Genomic DNA, 17,578 nt, shown 5'->3' with positions numbered 1-17,578 from the left:
ACAGGGTGCCACTACTTTGTTACCCACCAGTCGCGGCGCCGCGGCTCCCCACCTCGGCGCGCCGTGTCCGGGCGTCCCCGCACCGTTGGGGGCGGCAGTACCAGCACCACCTCGGCGACCCACCCATCAGTCGCACCGCAGACCCACCCAGACCCTCAGCGAAGCCGGTGTCCGCTCCCGGCTCCCCCAGACGCCCTGTGCGCCCTCAAACACAGGTACGCCTTCGGAGGCAGCCATGCAGGAAATCCTCGACGCGATCCTCAGCTCCGACAGCTCCGCGGCGGACTTCGCCGCGATCAAGCTCCCGGACTCCTACCGCGCCGTGACGCTCCACAAGGACGAGGAGCAGATGTTCGCCGGCCTCGACAGCCGGGACAAGGACCCTCGTAAGTCCCTGCACCTCGACGACGTCGCGCTGCCGGAGCTCGGCCCGGGCGAGGCCCTCGTCGCCGTGATGGCCAGCGCGGTGAACTACAACACCGTGTGGTCCTCGATCTACGAGCCGGTCTCCACCTTCGGCTTCCTGGAGCGCTACGGCCGGCTGTCCCCGCTCACCAAGCGGCACGACCTGCCGTACCACGTGCTCGGCTCCGACCTCGCGGGCGTGGTGCTGCGCACCGGCGCGGGCGTCAACGCCTGGAAGCCGGGCGACGAGGTCGTCGCGCACTGTCTGTCGGTCGAGCTGGAGAGCTCCGACGGCCACAACGACACGATGATGGACCCGGAGCAGCGCATCTGGGGCTTCGAGACGAACTTCGGCGGCCTGGCCCAGCTCGCGCTGGTGAAGACCAACCAGCTGATGCCCAAGCCCGCCCACCTCACCTGGGAGGAGGCCGCCTCCCCGGGCCTGGTCAACTCCACCGCGTACCGTCAGCTGGTCAGCCGCAACGGCGCCGGCATGAAGCAGGGCGACAACGTGCTGATCTGGGGCGCCAGCGGCGGCCTCGGCTCGTACGCCACCCAGTACGCGCTGGCCGGCGGCGCCACCCCGATCTGCGTGGTCTCCAACGACCAGAAGGCCGAGATCTGCCGGGCCATGGGCGCCGAGGCGATCATCGACCGCAGCGCCGAGGGCTACCGGTTCTGGAAGGACGAGAACACCCAGGACCCGCGGGAGTGGAAGCGCCTGGGCGGCCGGATCCGCGAGCTGACCGGCGGTGAGGACGTCGACATCGTCTTCGAGCACCCGGGCCGCGAGACCTTCGGCGCCTCGGTCTACGTCACCCGCAAGGGCGGCACCATCGTCACCTGCGCCTCCACCTCCGGCTACATGCACCAGTACGACAACCGCTACCTGTGGATGTCGCTGAAGAAGATCGTCGGCTCGCACTTCGCCAACTACCGCGAGGCCTGGGAGGCCAACCGGCTGGTCGCCAAGGGCAAGATCCACCCGACCCTGTCGAAGGTCTACTCGCTGGAGCAGACCGGCCAGGCCGCGCTGGACGTGCACCAGAACAAGCACCAGGGCAAGGTCGGCGTGCTCTGCCTGGCCCCGTCCGAGGGCCTGGGCGTGCGCGACGCGGAGCTGCGCGAGAAGCACCTGCCGGCCATCAACCGCTTCCGCGACATCTAGGACCTCCGATGAGCACTCAGAAGCGTGACCGGCCCTGGCTGATGCGCACCTACGCCGGTCACTCCACCGCGAGCGACTCCAACGCGCTCTACCGGCGGAACCTCGCCAAGGGCCAGACCGGCCTCTCGGTCGCCTTCGACCTGCCCACCCAGACCGGGTACGACTCTGACCACATCCTCGCCCGCGGCGAGGTCGGCCGGGTCGGCGTCCCGGTGGGCCACGTCGGGGACATGCGGACGCTGTTCGACGGCATCCCGCTGGAACAGACCAACACCTCGATGACGATCAACGCCACCGCGATGTGGATGCTGGCGCTCTACCAGGTGGTCGCCGAGGAGCAGGGCGCCGACATCGCCAAGCTCACCGGCACCACCCAGAACGACATCGTCAAGGAGTACCTGTCGCGCGGGACGCACGTCTTCCCGCCCGGCCCCTCGGTCCGGCTGATCACCGACATGATCGCCTACACGGTCGCCCACATCCCCAAGTGGAACCCGATCAACATCTGCAGCTACCACCTGCAGGAGGCCGGGGCCACCCCGGTCCAGGAGATCGCGTACTCGATGTGCACGGCGATCGCGGTGCTGGACGCCGTCCGGGACTCCGGGCAGGTGCCGCCGGAGCGGATGGGCGAGGTGGTCGCCCGGATCTCCTTCTTCGTGAACGCGGGCGTCCGCTTCATCGAGGAGATGTGCAAGATGCGGGCCTTCAACCAGCTCTGGGAGAAGGTCACCCGGGAGCGGTACGGCATCGAGGACGCCAAGCAGCGCCGCTTCCGCTACGGCGTCCAGGTCAACTCGCTCGGCCTGACCGAGGCCCAGCCGGAGAACAACGTCCAGCGGATCGTGCTGGAGATGCTCGCCGTCACCCTCTCCAAGGACGCCCGCGCCCGCGCCGTCCAGCTGCCGGCGTGGAACGAGGCGCTCGGCCTGCCCCGGCCGTGGGACCAGCAGTGGTCGCTGCGGATCCAGCAGGTGCTGGCGTACGAGTCCGACCTGCTGGAGTACGGCGACATCTTCAACGGCTCCGCGGTGATCGAGGCCAAGACCGCCGAGCTGCTGTCCGGCGCCGAGGCCGAGATCGCCAAGGTGCTGGAGATGGGCGGGGTGATCCCGGCCGTCGAGTCCGGCTACCTCAAGTCCAACCTGGTCGCCTCGCACGCCGAGCGGCGGGCCCGGATCGAGGCCGGCGAGGACAAGATCGTCGGGGTCAACTGCTTCGACACCACGGAGGAGAACCCGCTCACCGCCGACCTCGACGCGGCCATCATGGTCGTCGACCCGGCGTCCGAGCAGTCGGTGCTCACCGCCCTGCGGGACTGGCGCGAGGGCCGGGACGAGGCGGCCGCCCAGACGGCGCTGGCCGAGCTCAAGGCCACCGCCGTCACCGCCGACAACCTGATGCCCGCCACGCTGGCCTGCGCCCGTGCCGGGGTCACCACCGGCGAGTGGTCCTTCGCCCTGCGCGAGGTCTTCGGCGAGTACCGCGCCCCCACCGGGGTCGGCGGCGCGCCGGTGGCCGTGGCCGCCGAGCCCGGCGGCGAGCTCGCCGCCGTCCGCGAGGCGGTCGCCGCCACCGCGGCCGAGCTGGGCACCGGCAAGCTGCGTCTGCTGGTCGGCAAGCCCGGCCTGGACGGCCACTCCAACGGTGCCGAGCAGATCGCGGTCCGCGCCAGGGACGCCGGTTTCGAGGTGGTCTACCAGGGGATCCGGCTGACGCCCGAGCAGATCGTCTCCGCGGCCGTCGCCGAGGACGTCCACTGCGTGGGCCTGTCCATCCTCTCCGGCGCCCACCCCGAGCTGGTTCCGGACGTCCTGCACCGGTTGCGCCGGGCCGGGGTGGAGGATGTGCCAGTGATCGTGGGTGGCATCATCCCCGCTGCGGACGCCGAGACTCTCAAGGCCGCCGGTGTCGCCGCGGTCTTCACCCCCAAGGACTTCGGCATCACCACCATCATCGGCCGGATCGTGGACGAGATCCGGCTGGCCAACAGGCTTCAGCCCTGGGCCGCCGCCACCGCTGCGACCAGCTGACCGGGAAGGACCAACCCCCTCATGACCACTGTCAACCGCCTCCGGCCCCGCCGTTCCTGCCTGGCCGTACCCGGCAGCAACCCGCGCTTCCTGGAGAAGGCCCAGGGCCTGCCGGCCGACCAGGTCTTCCTCGACCTGGAGGACGCCTGCGCCCCACTGGTCAAGGAGAGCGCCCGGCACAACATCGTCGATGCCCTGAACAACGGTGACTGGGGCAAGAAGACCAAGGTCGTCCGCGTCAACGACTGGACCACCCACTGGACGTACCGCGACGTCATCACCGTCGTCGAGGGTGCCGGGCCGAACCTGGACTGCATCATGTTGCCCAAGGTCCAGGACGCCACCCAGGTCAAGGCGCTCGACCTGCTGCTCACCCAGATCGAGAAGACCATGGGCTTCGAGGTCGGCAAGATCGGCATCGAGGCGCAGATCGAGAACGCCAAGGGCCTGGTCAACGTCGACGAGATCGCCGCCGCCTCGCCGCGGCTGGAGACCATCATCTTCGGCCCGGCCGACTTCATGGCCTCGATCAACATGAAGACCCTGGTGGTCGGCCAGCAGCCCCCCGGCTACCCCGCCGACGCCTACCACTACATCCTGATGCGCATCCTGATGGCGGCCCGCACCCACGATCTGCAGGCGATCGACGGCCCCTACCTTCAGATCCGCAACGCAGAGGGCTACCGCGAGGTGGCCGGCCGCGCCGCCGCCCTCGGCTTCGACGGCAAGTGGGTGCTGCACCCCGACCAGGTCGCCGCCGCGAACGAGATCTTCTCGCCCTCGCAGGAGGACTACGACCACGCCGAGCTGATCCTGGACGCCTACGACTGGTGCACCTCGGAGGCCGGTGGCGCCAAGGGCTCCGCGATGCTCGGCGACGAGATGATCGACGAGGCCAGCCGCAAGATGGCCCTGGTCATCGCCGGCAAGGGCCGGGCCGCGGGCTTCGAGCGCACCAGCAAGTTCGAGCCCCCGCAGGCCTGACCCCCCCTCCCTCTCTTTAAAGGAATCTGAATCATGCAGTTCGGACGCACCTACGAGGAGTTCGAGGTCGGCGCGGTCTACAAGCACTGGCCCGGCAAGACGGTCACCGAGTACGACGACCACCTCTTCTGTCTGCTGACCATGAACCACCACCCCCTCCACATGGACACGAACTATGCGGAGAAGACGACGGACTTCGGCAAGAACGTCGTGGTGGGCAACTACATCTACTCCCTGCTGCTCGGTATGTCCGTCCCGGACGTCTCCGGCAAGGCGATCGCCAACCTGGAGATCGAGTCGCTGCGCCACATCGCGCCGACCTTCCACGGCGACACCCTCTACGGCGAGACCCTGGTGCTCGACAAGTGGCCGTCCAAGTCCAAGGACGACCGCGGCATCGTCTACGTCGAGACCAAGGGCTACAAGCAGGACGGCACGGTGGTCTGCATCTTCCGCCGCAAGGTGATGGTGCCGACGGAGACGTACATCAAGGCCCGCGGCGGCGAGCAGCCCGGCCGCCCGGAGCCGCTCTCCTAGGCCTCGGCCTCACCACCCCACGAACCCCGGCTGGGCAGGCCGCCGTCATCGGCCGATCCCACTCCGGTACGGGGGCCCGGCTGCCGCAGCCACGCCGGTCGGGCCCCCGGCAACACCCTTTCCCCCACCCTCAGCGCATTTCCCCAGAGACGGAGCCGCACGATGGGACGCCTCGCACAGACCGACGGCCTCACCGAGATCCAGCGGGACATCCTCGCCACCGTGCGGGACTTTGTCGACAAGGAGATCATCCCGGTCGCGACCGAGCTGGAGCACAAGGACGAGTACCCGGCCGCGATCGTCGAAGGGATGAAGCAGCTCGGCCTCTTCGGCCTGACCATCCCGGAGGAGTTCGGCGGCCTCGGCGAGTCCCTGCTGACCTACGCCCTGGTGGTCGAGGAGATCGCCCGCGGCTGGATGTCGGTCTCCGGCATCGTCAACACGCACTTCATCGTCGCCCACATGATCAACGCGCACGGCACCCAGGAGCAGAAGGAGTACTTCCTGCCCCGGATGGCGGCCGGCGAGATCCGCGGCGCCTTCTCGATGTCCGAGCCGGGTCTCGGCTCCGACGTCGCGGCGATCTCCACCAAGGGCGTCAAGGACGGCGAGTTCTACGTCCTCAACGGCCAGAAGATGTGGCTGACCAACGGCGGCACGTCCACCCTGGTCGCGGTCCTCTGCAAGACCGACGAGGGCGGCTCGACCCCGTACAAGAACATGACCACCTTCCTGATCGAGAAGACGCCCGGCTTCGGGCCGAACGAGACCGTCCCGGGCCTCACCGTGCCCGGCAAGATCGAGAAGATGGGCTACAAGGGCGTCGACACCACCGAGCTGGTGCTCCAGGACGTCCGGATCCCGGCCGACCGGATCCTGGGCGGCGTCCCCGGCAGGGGCTTCTACCAGATGATGGACGGCGTCGAGGTCGGCCGGGTCAACGTGGCCGCCCGCGGCTGTGGCGTCGCCCGGCGCGCCTTCGAGCTGGGCATCCAGTACGCCCAGCAGCGCTCCACCTTCGGCAAGAAGATCGCCGAGCACCAGGCGATCCAGTTCAAGCTGGCCGAGATGGCCACCAAGGTCGAGGCCGCGCACCAGATGATGGTGATGGCCGCCCGCAAGAAGGACAGCGGCGAGCGGAACGACCTGGAGGCCGGCATGGCCAAGTACCTCGCCTCCGAGTACTGCAAGGAGGTCGTCGAGGACTCCTTCCGGATCCACGGCGGCTACGGCTTCTCCAAGGAGTACGAGATCGAGCGGCTGTACCGCGAGGCGCCGATGCTGCTGATCGGTGAAGGTACGGCGGAGATCCAGAAGATGATCGTGGGCCGCCGCCTGCTGGAGGAGTACCGGCTCGCCGACTGAGCCGGCCGGTCTCCCCGACGAGACCATCCGCCCGGCCGGGCGCGGGCGTGCGGGCCCGCCCCGGCCCCGCCGCACCCGCCGAGGGCTTGGTCGGCCCTCGGCGGCCGTGTGGCGCCCTGAGGCGGCCGCAGGGCGCGTTCTTGCCGTACGCGCCCTGCGGCCGCCTCTTCCCGCCTTACGGCCCCGCTCCAGCGCCTCTCCAGCGCCCTCCGAGCGCCTCTCCGGCGCCCCTGCGACGCCATTCCGGCCCCCGACTCCGGCGCGGCCTCGCAGAACGCGCCGGTCACGATCCGGGCCCGCTCCGGTGGTGAGACATGGGTCACCCGATTCGTCCGGACCCTTGGGAACGGGACCGGGCCGAGCTACGGTCGTACACATAGCACGCACACCTGGGTACCGCACTGGAGAGTTCCACGAGCAGGCGGCTTGCCCACCTACCGTCTGGTCCCGATAGCATCCACCGGGACAGCAGCCGTCCACTTATCACCCGAACCCCGCGGTGGCCCCCGTCCAGCGGCCATGCTCTGTCCCTCGGGGCCCGCGACAAAGGTCTTCGATGCCCATCAGCCCGTCCCCTCACACCTCCGTCCAGGACCGCGATGCCCTCGTCGCCCCCGCGGCCGGCCCGCGACCCCGCGTGACCATCGCGCGCGGAGCCACACCCTGGTTCGTCCCCACTCTGGCCACCGCCGCCGTCACCAGCGCTCTCACCAAGCGCAACGGCAAGTGGGCCCTGGCGGCCGTCCCTGCCTGTGCGCTCAGCGCGGGCATGCTGTGGTTCTTCCGCGACCCCGAGCGTGAGATCGGCGTCGGCAGAGTGATCTCGCCGGCCGACGGTGTCGTGCAGTCCATCGACGCCTGGCCGGACGGCCGGACCCGAGTCGCGATCTTCATGAGCCCGCTCAACGTGCACGTCAACCGCGCGCCGCTGCCCGGCACCGTGACGTCCGTGGAGCACGTCGCCGGCGGCTTCGTCCCGGCGTTCAACAAGGACAGCGACCGCAACGAGCGCGTCGTGTGGCACTTCGACACCGAGCTCGGTGACATCGAGATGGTGCAGATCGCGGGCGCCGTCGCCCGTCGCATCGTGCCCTACATCGACGCCGGCACCAAGGTCGAGCAGGGCGAGCGGGTCGGTCTGATCCGCTTCGGCTCCCGCGTCGACACCTACCTGCCGGCCGGCATCGAGGCCGGTGTCGAGGTCGGCCAGAAGACCACCGCCGGGGTGACGCGCCTTGACCGTGACTGATCCTGAGACTCTCGTCGGACTCGACGACGACGCGGAGACCGACCTGCGCCGCCGCCGCTGGGCGCGCGACCGCGAGCTGCGGGCCCCGCGCTCGCCGCAGCACCTGTCCACCGCCGACTTCCTGACCCTGGGGAACGCCGTCTGCGGCTTCCTGGCGATCTACTCGATCACCACCGGGGTCCTGATGCCGCACCTCACCGGCGAGTCCAACACGCCGGACAAGCACAGCGCGGCGACGGCCGTGACGCTGCTGCTGATCGGTGCGATGTGCGACCTGTTCGACGGCCTGGTGGCCCGCAAGCTCCGCTCCTCGGCACTGGGCGCGGAGCTGGACAACCTCGCCGACCTGATCAGCTTCGGTATCGCGCCGGCGTACTTCGTCGCGGTCTGGGGCATCGTCTCGCCCGACAGCAACCAGCAGCTCTCGGCGTTCATCGCGCTGACCGTGCTGCTCTCGGTCGTGCTGCGACTGGCGAGGTTCTCGACCGTCAAGATGCGGCCGGGGATCTTCCAGGGCATGCCCTGCCCGATGGGCGCGATGACGGTGATCGCGATCGTCCTGCTGGACCCGCCGTTCGTGCCGGGCCTGCTGATGATCTTCGGTGTGGCCTACCTGATGGTGAGCCGGATCGAGTACCCGAAGCCGCAGGGCCTGCTGGCCACCGCCACGCTGGCCTGGATCGTCGTCAGCATCGGCTGCCTGGCCTCCTGGGCGGCCGGTCTGCCCGGCGGCGACACGCTGATGCACATCGGTGCGGTCGCCCAGATCGCGCTGGCCGCGATGGCGCCGCTGCTGGTCATCCGCCGCAAGGTGGGCCAGAAGGTCGGCGACGTGCGCGCCCGCCGCGCCGAGTCCCGGGGCTGCTGACCCCGGTCGTACCACGCGAAGGGCCCGGATCCACCAGGATCCGGGCCCTTCGTCGTGCGTGCCTGCCGCGGTGCGGCCGGCGGCTACGCGCCGCCGCGGTGGACGCTGAAGGCCGACCTGCGGGCCGCCCGGGCCACCGCCGGGTCCGGGTGCACCCCGGCCACCGCCGTGAGCACCGAGGCCGCCCTGGGGTGCCCCGACTGCCGGGCCCGGTTGAACAGCCGGACCGGCTCGCCGGCCGACGCCCCCTCGACATGCCCGACCAGCAACTCGGTCTCCCCGTGGTCGAGCACGGCGGCCGCCGTGTCCACCCAGAGCCAGGCGGCGTCCTCCGCGCCCAGCACGTCGGCCGGGGAGACTCCCCCCTCGTCCAGCTGCTCGGCCAGCCAGAGCAGCGCGTACGGGCGCAGCACGGCCTCCTCGACGGCCTCGCGGACGGCCGCCTCGGCCGTCCGGCCGGCCACCCGGAGCGCCTCGAAGGCCAGGCCGCGCACCAGCGCGTCCTCGCCGCGGGCGGCGTCCATCAGCTCGGCGACGGCGCGGTCGGCCGGGCGGGCGGCCACCCAGGCGCGGTACTCGGCGCGGGCGGGGCCCGGCGAGTAGTCGGCGCAGGCGCTGAGCAGCTCGGGGGCGCTCTGCTCGATGTGCCCGGCGGCGGTCTGCGCCACCGTGCAGATCTCCTCCAGCTTGGCGCGGACCGCCCAGTGCCCCAGCGGGGAGAGCTCGGCGGCCTCGTCACGGCGGGTCAGCGCCCCGACGGCGGCCAGGCCGTCCAGCATCCAGTCCAGGACGGCGGCGACGTCGCCGGAGGCCGGCAGGGTGTCGATCTGCGGCTCGCGGCAGGTGCCGCGGACGGCCGAGACGGCGGAGGCGGCGTGCGGGACGGGCGAGAGCGGCCCGGCACCGACGGCCACGCCGACCCGGCGCTCGTCGAGGCCGCGCCGCAGCAGCTCCAGCAGCTCGCTGTCGGGGACCGGCCCGTCCACCAGGTGCAGGAAGGAGAGCAGCTGGGGCGCCTGGTCGACGGCCTGCCCGGCGAGCACCGCGAAGACGCCGCGCATGGCGGCGGGCGGTACGGGTGCGAGCAGGGTCCAGGCGTCGAACAGCGCCGACCAGCCGCGGACCACGGCCTCGTCGTCGTGCTCCCAGGCGTGCAGCCGCCAGCCGGGGCCCGCACCGCCGTCCCGGAGCTCGACCAGACCGATCTGCAGCGCCTGGCCCCAGGCCTTGGCGGCGGCCGCGACGGTCATGGCGAGGGCGAGCCCGGCCGCCCGCGCGTCGTCGGGCAGCAGCTCCCCGCGCTTGTCGACCTCGCCCAGCTCGCCGGCCCAGCGGGCGACCCGGACCGCGTCGGCGAGCATGCGCCGGGCGAGCGGGGCCAGTTCGGCGGGGGCGGGGAAGCCGTCGGGTACGGGTACCCTGCCACGCCCGGGCTTGGGCTGGGGGGTACGGCGGCGGGCTGCGGCGGGGCTGCCCTGAGGTGCGCTGTCGGCTCGGCGGGCCGTGCCGGGCAGACGGGTCACCGTCGCACCGGTACGGATCGTCGGCGGGAGCGGGGCATCACGGTCGCGCGGGTTCCGAGACGTCACGCCGTGCAGTCTTCCCCTTGTACGGGCGTTCTGTCACATCGGGTGCGGCGCGTCTTTGCGGCCGGCGGGCCGGGGGTGGTCCCGGATTCGGGCAAGGGCCCGCAAACCGGGCCGGGCACCCGCGATTAACGCCAAGTACACGTCAACAATCCGTGGCCGTTCCGGCTCAAAGCAGCGGGGTCAGAAAGCGCCGCAGGCTCTCCAGGTAACCGTCCGGGTCCGCGTTCCACAGGGCCGCGTGCCCGGCCTCGGGCACGGCGTGCAGACTGACCAGGTTCTCGGCCTGCTCCGCCAGCCGCTCGGCGGCCTGCGGCGGCGCGACCCGGTCGTCCGGGCTGTACATCAGCAGCACGGGCACCTGGAGGTCCCCGCCGTCCGCGATACGGGCGGAATCGGCCAGGTCCGTGCCGGAACGGCCTCGGGCGGCCGACGCGCCCAGCGCGGCGAGCCGGGCCGGCACCCCGGACCGGCCCGCCGTGGCCGGCCGGTCCAGCACCGGGGAGTCCAGCACCAGCCCGCTGATCGACCCGCGCCAGTCCGAGCGGGCCGCCGTCCGCAGCGCGAGGGTGGCGCCGAGCGACCAGCCGTACAGCACCACCTTGCTCGCGCCGGAGGCCAGCGCGGTGCGGACCGCCGCCTCGACGTCTACCCACTCGGTCTCGCCGAACCGCCCGTGGCTCTCGGCCACGGCCGGGGCACCCCGGTCGCCGCGGTAGGTGACGGTGAGGCTGGGCAGCTGGAGCGACCCCAGCAGCGGCAGCACCGGCAGCACCTGCGACCGGTCGCCCCCCGGGCCGTGCACCAGGACCACCCAGGTCCCGCGGACCGCCGGGATGTACCAGGCCGGGAGCGGCCCGAGGTCGCCGGGCACCTCGGCGTCCTCGAACGCGATGCCCACCGCGCCGAGCGGGTCCCCCCGGTACACCCGGGGGGTCATCCGGACCTCGGTACCGGTCGCGAGCGTGCCGACGTCGGCGCGCTCCAGCCGGCGGGTGACGGTCTGCGCGTCGGTGGCGACCGGCTCGCCGACCACCGCGTGCCCGTTGTCCCCCCACTCCAGGGCGTACCGGCCGGGGCGGACCGAGTCGGGGGTGCGGGTCAGGGTGACCAGACCGGGGGCGAGCCGGTGCACCCGCAGGGAGGCGCCGGGGCCGAGTTCGGCGCCGGCCGGGTGGACCCGGGCGGCGACCCGGCGGCCGACCAGCAGGACCGCCGCTCCGGTCCCGACGGCGGCGGCGGCCACGATGGCGGCGGTTCCCCAACGCATAGCTGCTCCCCGGTGTGCTGGTCGCGGACCGAACTCGATGCGGTCCCAGTCCACCGTCCGGGCCGGGGCACAGCCACCGGACACGTCCGTTCGAGGGGCCGGGGGGCGGCCGACGCGTCAGACCGGGATCTCGGTGGGCCGGCGGGCGAGCAGCTCCCAGAACCGGCTCGCGAGCGGCTTGCGCGGCTGCTCCTCGGCGGCCGGGGTGGCGGCGCCCCAGTGCATCGGCACCTGGTACTCGCCCTGGAGCTCCGCCAGGACGTCCGCGAGCTGCTCGCGGTCGACCGGCACCAGCCGGGCGACCGCCTTCAGCTGGGCCTGCCAGCGGCCCTGGACCACCTGCCGCAGCCGCTGGTCCAGCTCGTCCCGCCGGTGGGTGACCAGCACCAGGCCGCGCAGGCCCAGACCCAGGACATGGGCCAGCGCGCGGGTCTGCTCCTCGTCGCCGGTCCACCTCCCGGTGGTCTCGGCCTTCTCGTACGTCTGCGGCGGGACGCCGATCCGGCGGGCGGCCTGCTCCTGGCTGAGCTCCCGGGCCAGGCGGAAGTCGCGCAGGCTGGCCGGGCGGGTGGCCATCAGCTGGGCCGGCGGGCACCACAGGGCCCGTGACAGCGCGATGAACTCCTCCTCCGACGGCCTGATCTCGCCGGTCTCCCAGCCGATCACATGACCGGGCAGCAGCCGGACGCCGTGTGCGGCCATGCCCTCGGCCACCTGTTCCGGCGTCAGACCGAGACCGGCTCGGTGAGCCCGGGCGGCCGCCGGGGAGAAGGGCACCGGGGCTGGGGTGGGCTGTCTTCGTCGCATGGGACCGAAGCTATGCGCGGGGCGGCGGTGCCTGTAGCCGCTGAACACACGAAGGCCGGTTGGACACTCAGACAGTGGACTGGGCGATCGTCCAGCGCGGGGCTCCGGAAAGCCCGGACTACTCGGAGGTAGTGACGGCGCCCCGTCACCTTCGCACGCTACGCGGGTAGTTCGCGGCCACCTGCCGGCGGCGGGACCGCCCGCCCCGGCCACCCGGTCGACACCGGCCCGGACGGCGCCCGGCGCGCCGGTGAGCTGGGCTGATGACGTGTGATCAAGCCCTCCGCCGGGCTGGTTGACTCCCGGACGAGCCCCGTGATGGGATCCTTGCGCCATACGGAGGCAAGGAGAGGAAGCCGGTGCGAGTCCGGCGCGGTCCCGCCACTGTCACCGGGGAGCACGCTCGGCCGGCCGCCTGACCGGCGGCCCGAGAGTGCGTCCGACCCGGAAGCCAGGAGACTCTCGCCGCCGTTCGTCGATCCAGGGCGCGGACCCTGAGTGAGGACACGCACGCCATGCCGGCTGCCCCCGACCGAGCCCCGCTCGCTGCGCCGTGCGCCGACTGAGCCCGGCCCTCCCCCCGCTGCTCGGCGCCGTCGCCGGCTATCTGGCCGACACCCGGTACGGCGACCCCCGCCGCGGCCACCCGGTCGCCCTGTTCGGCTCGGCCGCCGGCCGGCTGGAGCGCGCCGTCTGGCGCGACCACCGTGCCGTCGGGGCCGCCTACACCGCCACCTGCGTCGGCGGTGTCGCGGCCGCCGCCGTCCTGGCCGAACGGACCCTCGGCCGCTCCCCCGCGGGCCGGGCCGCGCTGGCCGCCGCCGCCACCTGGACCGTCCTCGGCGGCACCTCGCTCACCCGCGAGGCGCGGACCATCGGCGGCTCGCTCCGGGCCGGGGACCTGGCGGCCGCCCGGGACCGGCTGCCGCACCTGTGCGGACGCGACCCGAGTGCGCTGGACGGGCAGCAGCTGGCCCGCGCCGTGGTCGAGTCGGTCGCCGAGAACACCGCCGACGCCGTGGTGAACGCACTGACCTGGGGCGCCCTGGCCGGTACCCCCGGACTGCTGGCCTTCCGCGCCGTGAACACCCTGGACGCCATGGTCGGCCACCGCTCGGCCCGGCACACCCGCTTCGGCTGGGCCTCCGCCCGGCTCGACGACGTGGCCGGCTGGCCCGGCGCCCGGCTGACCGCCCTGCTGACGGTCGCCGCCTCCCCCGACCCCCGGCGGGCCTGGCGGATCTGGCGACGCGACGGCTCCGCACACCCCAGCCCCAACGCGGGCCAGGCCGAGTCCGCCTTCGCCGGCGCACTCGGCGTCCGGCTGGGCGGCACCCTGCACTACGGCGAGCGGGTCGAGCACCGGCCGGTGCTGGGCGCGGAGCTGCGGCCGGTCACGGTCGACGACGTCGAACGGGCCTGCGTGCTCTCGCGCCGCGTCGGCGCCCTCGCGCTGGCCACCACCGTGGCGGCCCGCGCGGCCTGGACCCTCACCCGGCGCCACCGGGCCCGTTCATGAAGCCGACAGCCCGCCGCTCAGAGGTCAACACCCGGGCGCGCAACGGCACACCGCCGGGCGGCCCCACGCACACGGCCGACCCCCGGGCACGCCGCAGTGCTCCCGGCTACGGCGGTGCGCCGCTGCGCGGCCGCGGGCGGAACAGGACAGGGAGGCAGACATGAGCAACGCGCTGTTGGTGGCCGGGACGACGTCCGACGCGGGCAAGAGTGTGGTCACGGCGGGTATCTGCCGCTGGTTGGCCCGGCAGGGTGTGCGGGTCGCGCCGTTCAAGGCGCAGAACATGTCGTTGAACTCCTTCGTCACCGCGGACGGCGCCGAGATCGGCCGGGCCCAGGCGATGCAGGCCGCCGCCGCCCGGGTCGAGCCCGAGGCCGCGATGAACCCGGTGCTGCTCAAGCCCGGTGCCAACGGCCGCAGTCAGGTGGTGCTGCTCGGCCGGGCGGTCGCCGAGGTCGGTGCGCTGGACTACCGGGAGCGCAAGCCCGTCCTGCTGGAGCGGGCGCTGGAGTGCCTGGCCGACCTGCGCGGCCGGTACGACGTGGTGGTCTGCGAGGGGGCCGGCTCCCCGGCGGAGATCAACCTGCGGGACCGGGACATCGCCAACATGGGCCTGGCGACGGCCGCCGCACTGCCGACCGTGGTGGTCGGCGACATCGACCGCGGCGGGGTGTTCGCGGCGATGTACGGGACGCTGGCGCTGCTCTCGGCCGAGGACCAGCGGCACGTGGCCGGCTGGTTCGTCAACAAGTTCCGCGGCGACGCGCGGCTGCTCGCGCCGGGGCTCGACATGCTGCACCGGCTGACGGGCCGTCCGGTGCTGGGCACGCTGCCCATGCTGGCCGGGCTGTGGCTGGACGCGGAGGACTCGCTCGACCTCACCACCGTGGTCGAGCGCGGCGCGGTGAGCGGCCCGGTCGGCGCGGACGTGCTGCGGGTCGCCGTGGTGCGCTTCCCCCGGCTGTCGAACTTCACCGACCTGGACGCGCTGGCCCAGGAGCCGGGTGTGCTGGTCCGCTGGGCCACCCGGCCCGAGGAACTGGCCGACGCGGACCTGGTGGTGCTGCCCGGCACCCGGGCCACCGTCGCCGACCTGGCCTGGCTGCGCGAACGCGGTCTGGAGGCCCCGCTGAAGGCCCGTGCGGCCGCCGGGCAGCCGGTGCTGGGGGTCTGCGGCGGCTACCAGATGCTGGGCCGGGAGATCGTCGACGAGGTGGAGTCGAAGGCCGGTACCGTCGACGCGCTCGGCCTGCTGCCGACCCGGGTGGTGTTCGGCGCCGAGAAGGTGCTGGCCCGGCCGGTCGGCGAGGCGTACGGGGAGCGGGTCGAGGGGTACGAGATCCACCACGGGGTGGTGGGCGTGGAGGGGGGAGAGCCGTTCGTCCGCGACGGCGACGGGCGCGGTCTGGACGGCTGCCGCCTCGGCGCGGTGTGGGGAACCACCTGGCACGGGGTACTGGAGAACGACGGCTTCCGCCGGGCGCTGCTGCGCGAGGTGGCGGCCCTGGCGGGACGGGCCTTCGTCCCCGCGCCCGACACCTCGTTCGCCGCCGCCCGCGAGGAGCGGTTGGACCGACTGGGAGACCTGATCGAGGAGCACGCCGACACCGACGCGCTGTGGAAGCTGATCGAGGGCGGGGTGCCCGTCGCGGGCTCGCTGCCGTTCGTCCCGCCGGGGGCACCGTGACAAGTCCCGCCGGAGGCACCGTGAGAAGTCTGGAGAGTGGCACGACTGATGAGTGACGTCCGATACCCGTTCACCGCGATCGTCGGCATGGCCGACCTGCGGCTCGGGCTGCTGCTCAACGCGGTCTCGCCGGCGGTCGGCGGAGTGCTGGTCCGCGGTGAGAAGGGCACCGCCAAGTCCACCATGGTGCGGGCCCTGGCGGGCCTGCTGCCGTCGATCGCGACGGTCGACGGCTGCCGGTTCGCCTGCGACCCGGCCGCGCCGGACCAGCAGTGCCCGGACGCACCGCACGCCGTACCCGGCACCGAGCTGCGCCCGGCGCACCTGGTCGAGCTGCCGGTCGGCGTCTCCGAGGACCGGATCGTCGGCTCGCTGGACCTGGAGCGGGCGCTGGCCGAGGGCGTGAAGGCCTACGAGCCCGGTCTGCTGGCCAAGGCGCACCGCGGTGTGCTCTACATCGACGAGGTCAACCTGCTCCAGGACCACCTGGTGGACCTGCTGCTGGACGCCGCCGCGATGGGCCGCTCGTACGTGGAGCGCGAGGGCGTGTCCGTGCGGCACGCGGCCCGCTTCCTGCTGGTCGGCACGATGAACCCGGAGGAGGGCGAGCTGCGCCCGCAGCTGCTCGACCGGTTCGGGCTCACCGTGGAGATCGCGGCCACCCGGGACGCCGCCGAGCGCGCCGAGGTGGTCCGGCGGCGGCTCGCGTACGACGCCGATCCGGCGGGCTTCGCCGCCCGGTTCGCCGAGGACGAGCGGGCGCTCGCCGAACGGATCACCACCGCGCGGGCGTTGCTGCCCGAGGTCGGGCTGAGCGATGTGGCGCTGCGTCAGATCACCGCCGTCTGCGCCGCCTTCGAGGTGGACGGCCTGCGGGCGGACATCGTGATGGCCCGCACCGCCGTCGCGCTGGCCGCCTGGGCGGGCCGCACGGAGGTCGAGGAGGAGGACGTCCGGCAGGCCGCCCGGCTGGCCCTGCCGCACCGGCGCCGCCGCAACCCCTTCGACGCGCCCGGGCTGGACGAGGAGCAGCTGGAGCGGACCCTGGAGGAGCACGCCGGTCAGCCGGACGGCCCCGAGGACCCCGACCAGGACCCCGACCGCGGCCCGGACGGGGACGGCGGCGGCCCGGACGGCGGCGGCGCCCCCGAGCCCGGCGGCCCGCCGCAGGACGGCAGCGCGGCCGGCGCACCCGAGGAGGCCGAGCAGCAGGGCGCCCCGGCGCCGCAGCCGGCACCCGGCGGCGGCCGTGAGTCCACCCCGGTGGCCTCCGGCGAGCCGTACCGGACCAGGCTGTTCAAGGTGCCCGGCACCGGGAAGGGCGCCCAGGGGCGCCGTTCCCCCGCCGAGACCGACAGCGGGCACACCATCCGGGCCCGCCGCCCGCAGGGCCGGCTGGCCCGCCTGCACCTGGCCGCCACCCTGCAGGCCGCCGCCCCGCACCAGGTGGCGCGCGGGCGGGACTCGCGGGCGCTGGTGCTGCACCGGGACGACTTCCGGGAGCAGGTGCGGCAGGGCCGGGAGTCGAACCTGGTGCTGTTCGTCGTGGACGCCTCCGGCTCGATGGCGGCCCGGCAGCGGATGACCGCCGTCAAGGGCGCCGTGCTGTCGCTGCTGATGGACGCCTACCAGCGGCGCGACAAGATCGGCATGATCACCTTCCGGGGTTCGGCCGCGGACCTGGTACTGCCGCCGACCTCCTCGGTGGAGGTCGGCGCGGCCCGGCTCGAACGGCTGCCGACCGGCGGCCGCACCCCGCTGGCCGCCGGCCTGCTGCGCGCCCACGAGGTGCTGCGGGTCGAGCGGATGCGCGACCCCGACCGCCGCCCGCTACTGGTGCTGGTCACCGACGGCCGGGCGACCGGCGGCCGGGACGCGCTCGCGCAGGCGAACCGGGCCGCCGAACTGCTGGCCGCGCAGGGCCTGGCCGCCGTGGTGCTGGACTGCGAGTCCGGCCCCGTCCGGCTCGGCCTGGCGCACACCCTGGCCGCCCGGCTGAACGCCCCCGCCGTCACCCTGGACGAGCTGCGCGCCGAGGGCGTGGCCGCCCTGGTGCACGCCCACCGCTCCGCCGACCACGACCGAAAGGCCGCGTGATCC

13 protein-coding genes and 1 riboswitch are annotated in these 17,578 nt (G+C 73.2%); of the genes, 10 read left to right on the top strand and 3 right to left on the bottom strand.

The annotated features are described in order from the left end of the window. The first annotated feature begins 235 nt into the window (after window positions 1-235). The 7 genes from ccrA to OG871_RS26730 all read left to right on the top strand — a co-directional run bounded on the left by ccrA (window position 236) and on the right by OG871_RS26730 (window position 8,609). Window positions 236-1,573, top strand: a complete 1,338-nt coding sequence (ccrA, locus tag OG871_RS26760; RefSeq protein ID WP_371500027.1) for a crotonyl-CoA carboxylase/reductase — start codon at window positions 236-238, stop codon at window positions 1,571-1,573. An 8-nt stretch (window positions 1,574-1,581) separates the two neighbouring features. Next, the gene (locus OG871_RS26755; protein WP_371500026.1) at window positions 1,582-3,606 is read left to right on the top strand and encodes a protein meaA; all 2,025 of its coding nucleotides are present in this window, start codon (window positions 1,582-1,584) and stop codon (window positions 3,604-3,606) included. 21 nt (window positions 3,607-3,627) lie between these two features. Beyond that, window positions 3,628-4,590 carry a CoA ester lyase gene (locus tag OG871_RS26750; RefSeq protein ID WP_371500024.1) on the top strand — a complete coding sequence of 321 codons (963 nt, stop codon included), beginning with the start codon at window positions 3,628-3,630 and terminating at the stop codon, window positions 4,588-4,590. A 33-nt stretch (window positions 4,591-4,623) separates the two neighbouring features. Then, window positions 4,624-5,127 carry a MaoC family dehydratase gene (locus tag OG871_RS26745; protein ID WP_371500022.1) on the top strand — a complete coding sequence of 168 codons (504 nt, stop codon included), beginning with the start codon at window positions 4,624-4,626 and terminating at the stop codon, window positions 5,125-5,127. Between the two features lie 162 nt (window positions 5,128-5,289). Then, window positions 5,290-6,492 carry an acyl-CoA dehydrogenase family protein gene (locus OG871_RS26740; RefSeq protein WP_371500021.1) on the top strand — a complete coding sequence of 401 codons (1,203 nt, stop codon included), beginning with the start codon at window positions 5,290-5,292 and terminating at the stop codon, window positions 6,490-6,492. A gap of 556 nt (window positions 6,493-7,048) precedes the next feature. After that, entirely contained in the window at window positions 7,049-7,741 is a 693-nt protein-coding gene (locus tag OG871_RS26735; RefSeq protein WP_371500019.1) for a phosphatidylserine decarboxylase, read from the top strand. Continuing rightward, entirely contained in the window at window positions 7,728-8,609 is an 882-nt protein-coding gene (locus tag OG871_RS26730) for a phosphatidylcholine/phosphatidylserine synthase (RefSeq protein WP_371500017.1), read from the top strand. The genes OG871_RS26735 and OG871_RS26730 overlap by 14 nt, the downstream gene beginning before the upstream one ends. Window positions 8,610-8,692: 83 nt before the next feature. Here the strand turns inward: OG871_RS26730 and OG871_RS26725 are convergent, their stop codons facing one another. The 3 genes from OG871_RS26725 to OG871_RS26715 form a co-directional block, all read right to left on the bottom strand. Beyond that, entirely contained in the window at window positions 8,693-10,198 is a 1,506-nt protein-coding gene (locus OG871_RS26725; protein ID WP_371500015.1) for a hypothetical protein, read from the bottom strand. Between the two features lie 166 nt (window positions 10,199-10,364). Continuing rightward, window positions 10,365-11,465, bottom strand: coding sequence for an alpha/beta hydrolase (locus OG871_RS26720; RefSeq protein WP_371500013.1), 1,101 nt, complete (start codon window positions 11,463-11,465; stop codon window positions 10,365-10,367). Window positions 11,466-11,582: 117 nt separating this feature from the next. Next, window positions 11,583-12,167, bottom strand: coding sequence for a helix-turn-helix domain-containing protein (locus OG871_RS26715; RefSeq protein WP_371500011.1), 585 nt, complete (start codon window positions 12,165-12,167; stop codon window positions 11,583-11,585). Window positions 12,168-12,620: 453 nt separating this feature from the next. Then, a riboswitch (cobalamin riboswitch) is annotated at window positions 12,621-12,734 on the top strand. Between the two features lie 91 nt (window positions 12,735-12,825). Here OG871_RS26715 and OG871_RS26710 point away from each other — a divergent pair. The 3 genes from OG871_RS26710 (at window position 12,826) to OG871_RS26700 (ending at window position 17,575) form a co-directional block, all read left to right on the top strand. Further along, complete coding sequence (locus OG871_RS26710; RefSeq protein ID WP_371500010.1) at window positions 12,826-13,791, top strand: cobalamin biosynthesis protein; 966 nt, start codon at window positions 12,826-12,828, stop codon at window positions 13,789-13,791. A gap of 160 nt (window positions 13,792-13,951) precedes the next feature. Further along, window positions 13,952-15,478 (top strand): cobyric acid synthase, encoded by a 1,527-nt coding sequence (locus tag OG871_RS26705; protein ID WP_371500008.1) that lies wholly within the window; start codon window positions 13,952-13,954, stop codon window positions 15,476-15,478. A 48-nt stretch (window positions 15,479-15,526) separates the two neighbouring features. Beyond that, window positions 15,527-17,575 carry a putative cobaltochelatase gene (locus OG871_RS26700; protein ID WP_371500006.1) on the top strand — a complete coding sequence of 683 codons (2,049 nt, stop codon included), beginning with the start codon at window positions 15,527-15,529 and terminating at the stop codon, window positions 17,573-17,575. Window positions 17,576-17,578: the final 3 nt, after the last annotated feature.

Origin of the sequence: Kitasatospora sp. NBC_00374, assembly GCF_041434935.1 — a bacterium.
GTDB lineage: Bacteria > Actinomycetota > Actinomycetes > Streptomycetales > Streptomycetaceae > Kitasatospora.
Note: the sequence above shows the minus strand (reverse complement) of the source record. Positions and strands in the feature narration are given on the sequence as shown.

Excerpts from the sequence above, each read along its gene's own strand:
- ccrA (WP_371500027.1), top strand. The coding sequence starts at position 236 with ATGCAGGAAATCCTCGACGCGATCCTCAGCTCCGACAGCTCCGCGGCG.
- OG871_RS26755 (WP_371500026.1), top strand. The coding sequence starts at position 1,582 with ATGAGCACTCAGAAGCGTGACCGGCCCTGGCTGATGCGCACCTACGCC.
- OG871_RS26750 (WP_371500024.1), top strand. The coding sequence starts at position 3,628 with ATGACCACTGTCAACCGCCTCCGGCCCCGCCGTTCCTGCCTGGCCGTA.
- OG871_RS26745 (WP_371500022.1), top strand. The coding sequence starts at position 4,624 with ATGCAGTTCGGACGCACCTACGAGGAGTTCGAGGTCGGCGCGGTCTAC.
- OG871_RS26740 (WP_371500021.1), top strand. The coding sequence starts at position 5,290 with ATGGGACGCCTCGCACAGACCGACGGCCTCACCGAGATCCAGCGGGAC.
- OG871_RS26735 (WP_371500019.1), top strand. The coding sequence starts at position 7,049 with ATGCCCATCAGCCCGTCCCCTCACACCTCCGTCCAGGACCGCGATGCC.
- OG871_RS26720 (WP_371500013.1), bottom strand. The coding sequence starts at position 11,465 with ATGCGTTGGGGAACCGCCGCCATCGTGGCCGCCGCCGCCGTCGGGACC.
- OG871_RS26715 (WP_371500011.1), bottom strand. The coding sequence starts at position 12,167 with ATGGCCGCACACGGCGTCCGGCTGCTGCCCGGTCATGTGATCGGCTGG.
- OG871_RS26705 (WP_371500008.1), top strand. The coding sequence starts at position 13,952 with ATGAGCAACGCGCTGTTGGTGGCCGGGACGACGTCCGACGCGGGCAAG.
- OG871_RS26700 (WP_371500006.1), top strand. The coding sequence starts at position 15,527 with ATGAGTGACGTCCGATACCCGTTCACCGCGATCGTCGGCATGGCCGAC.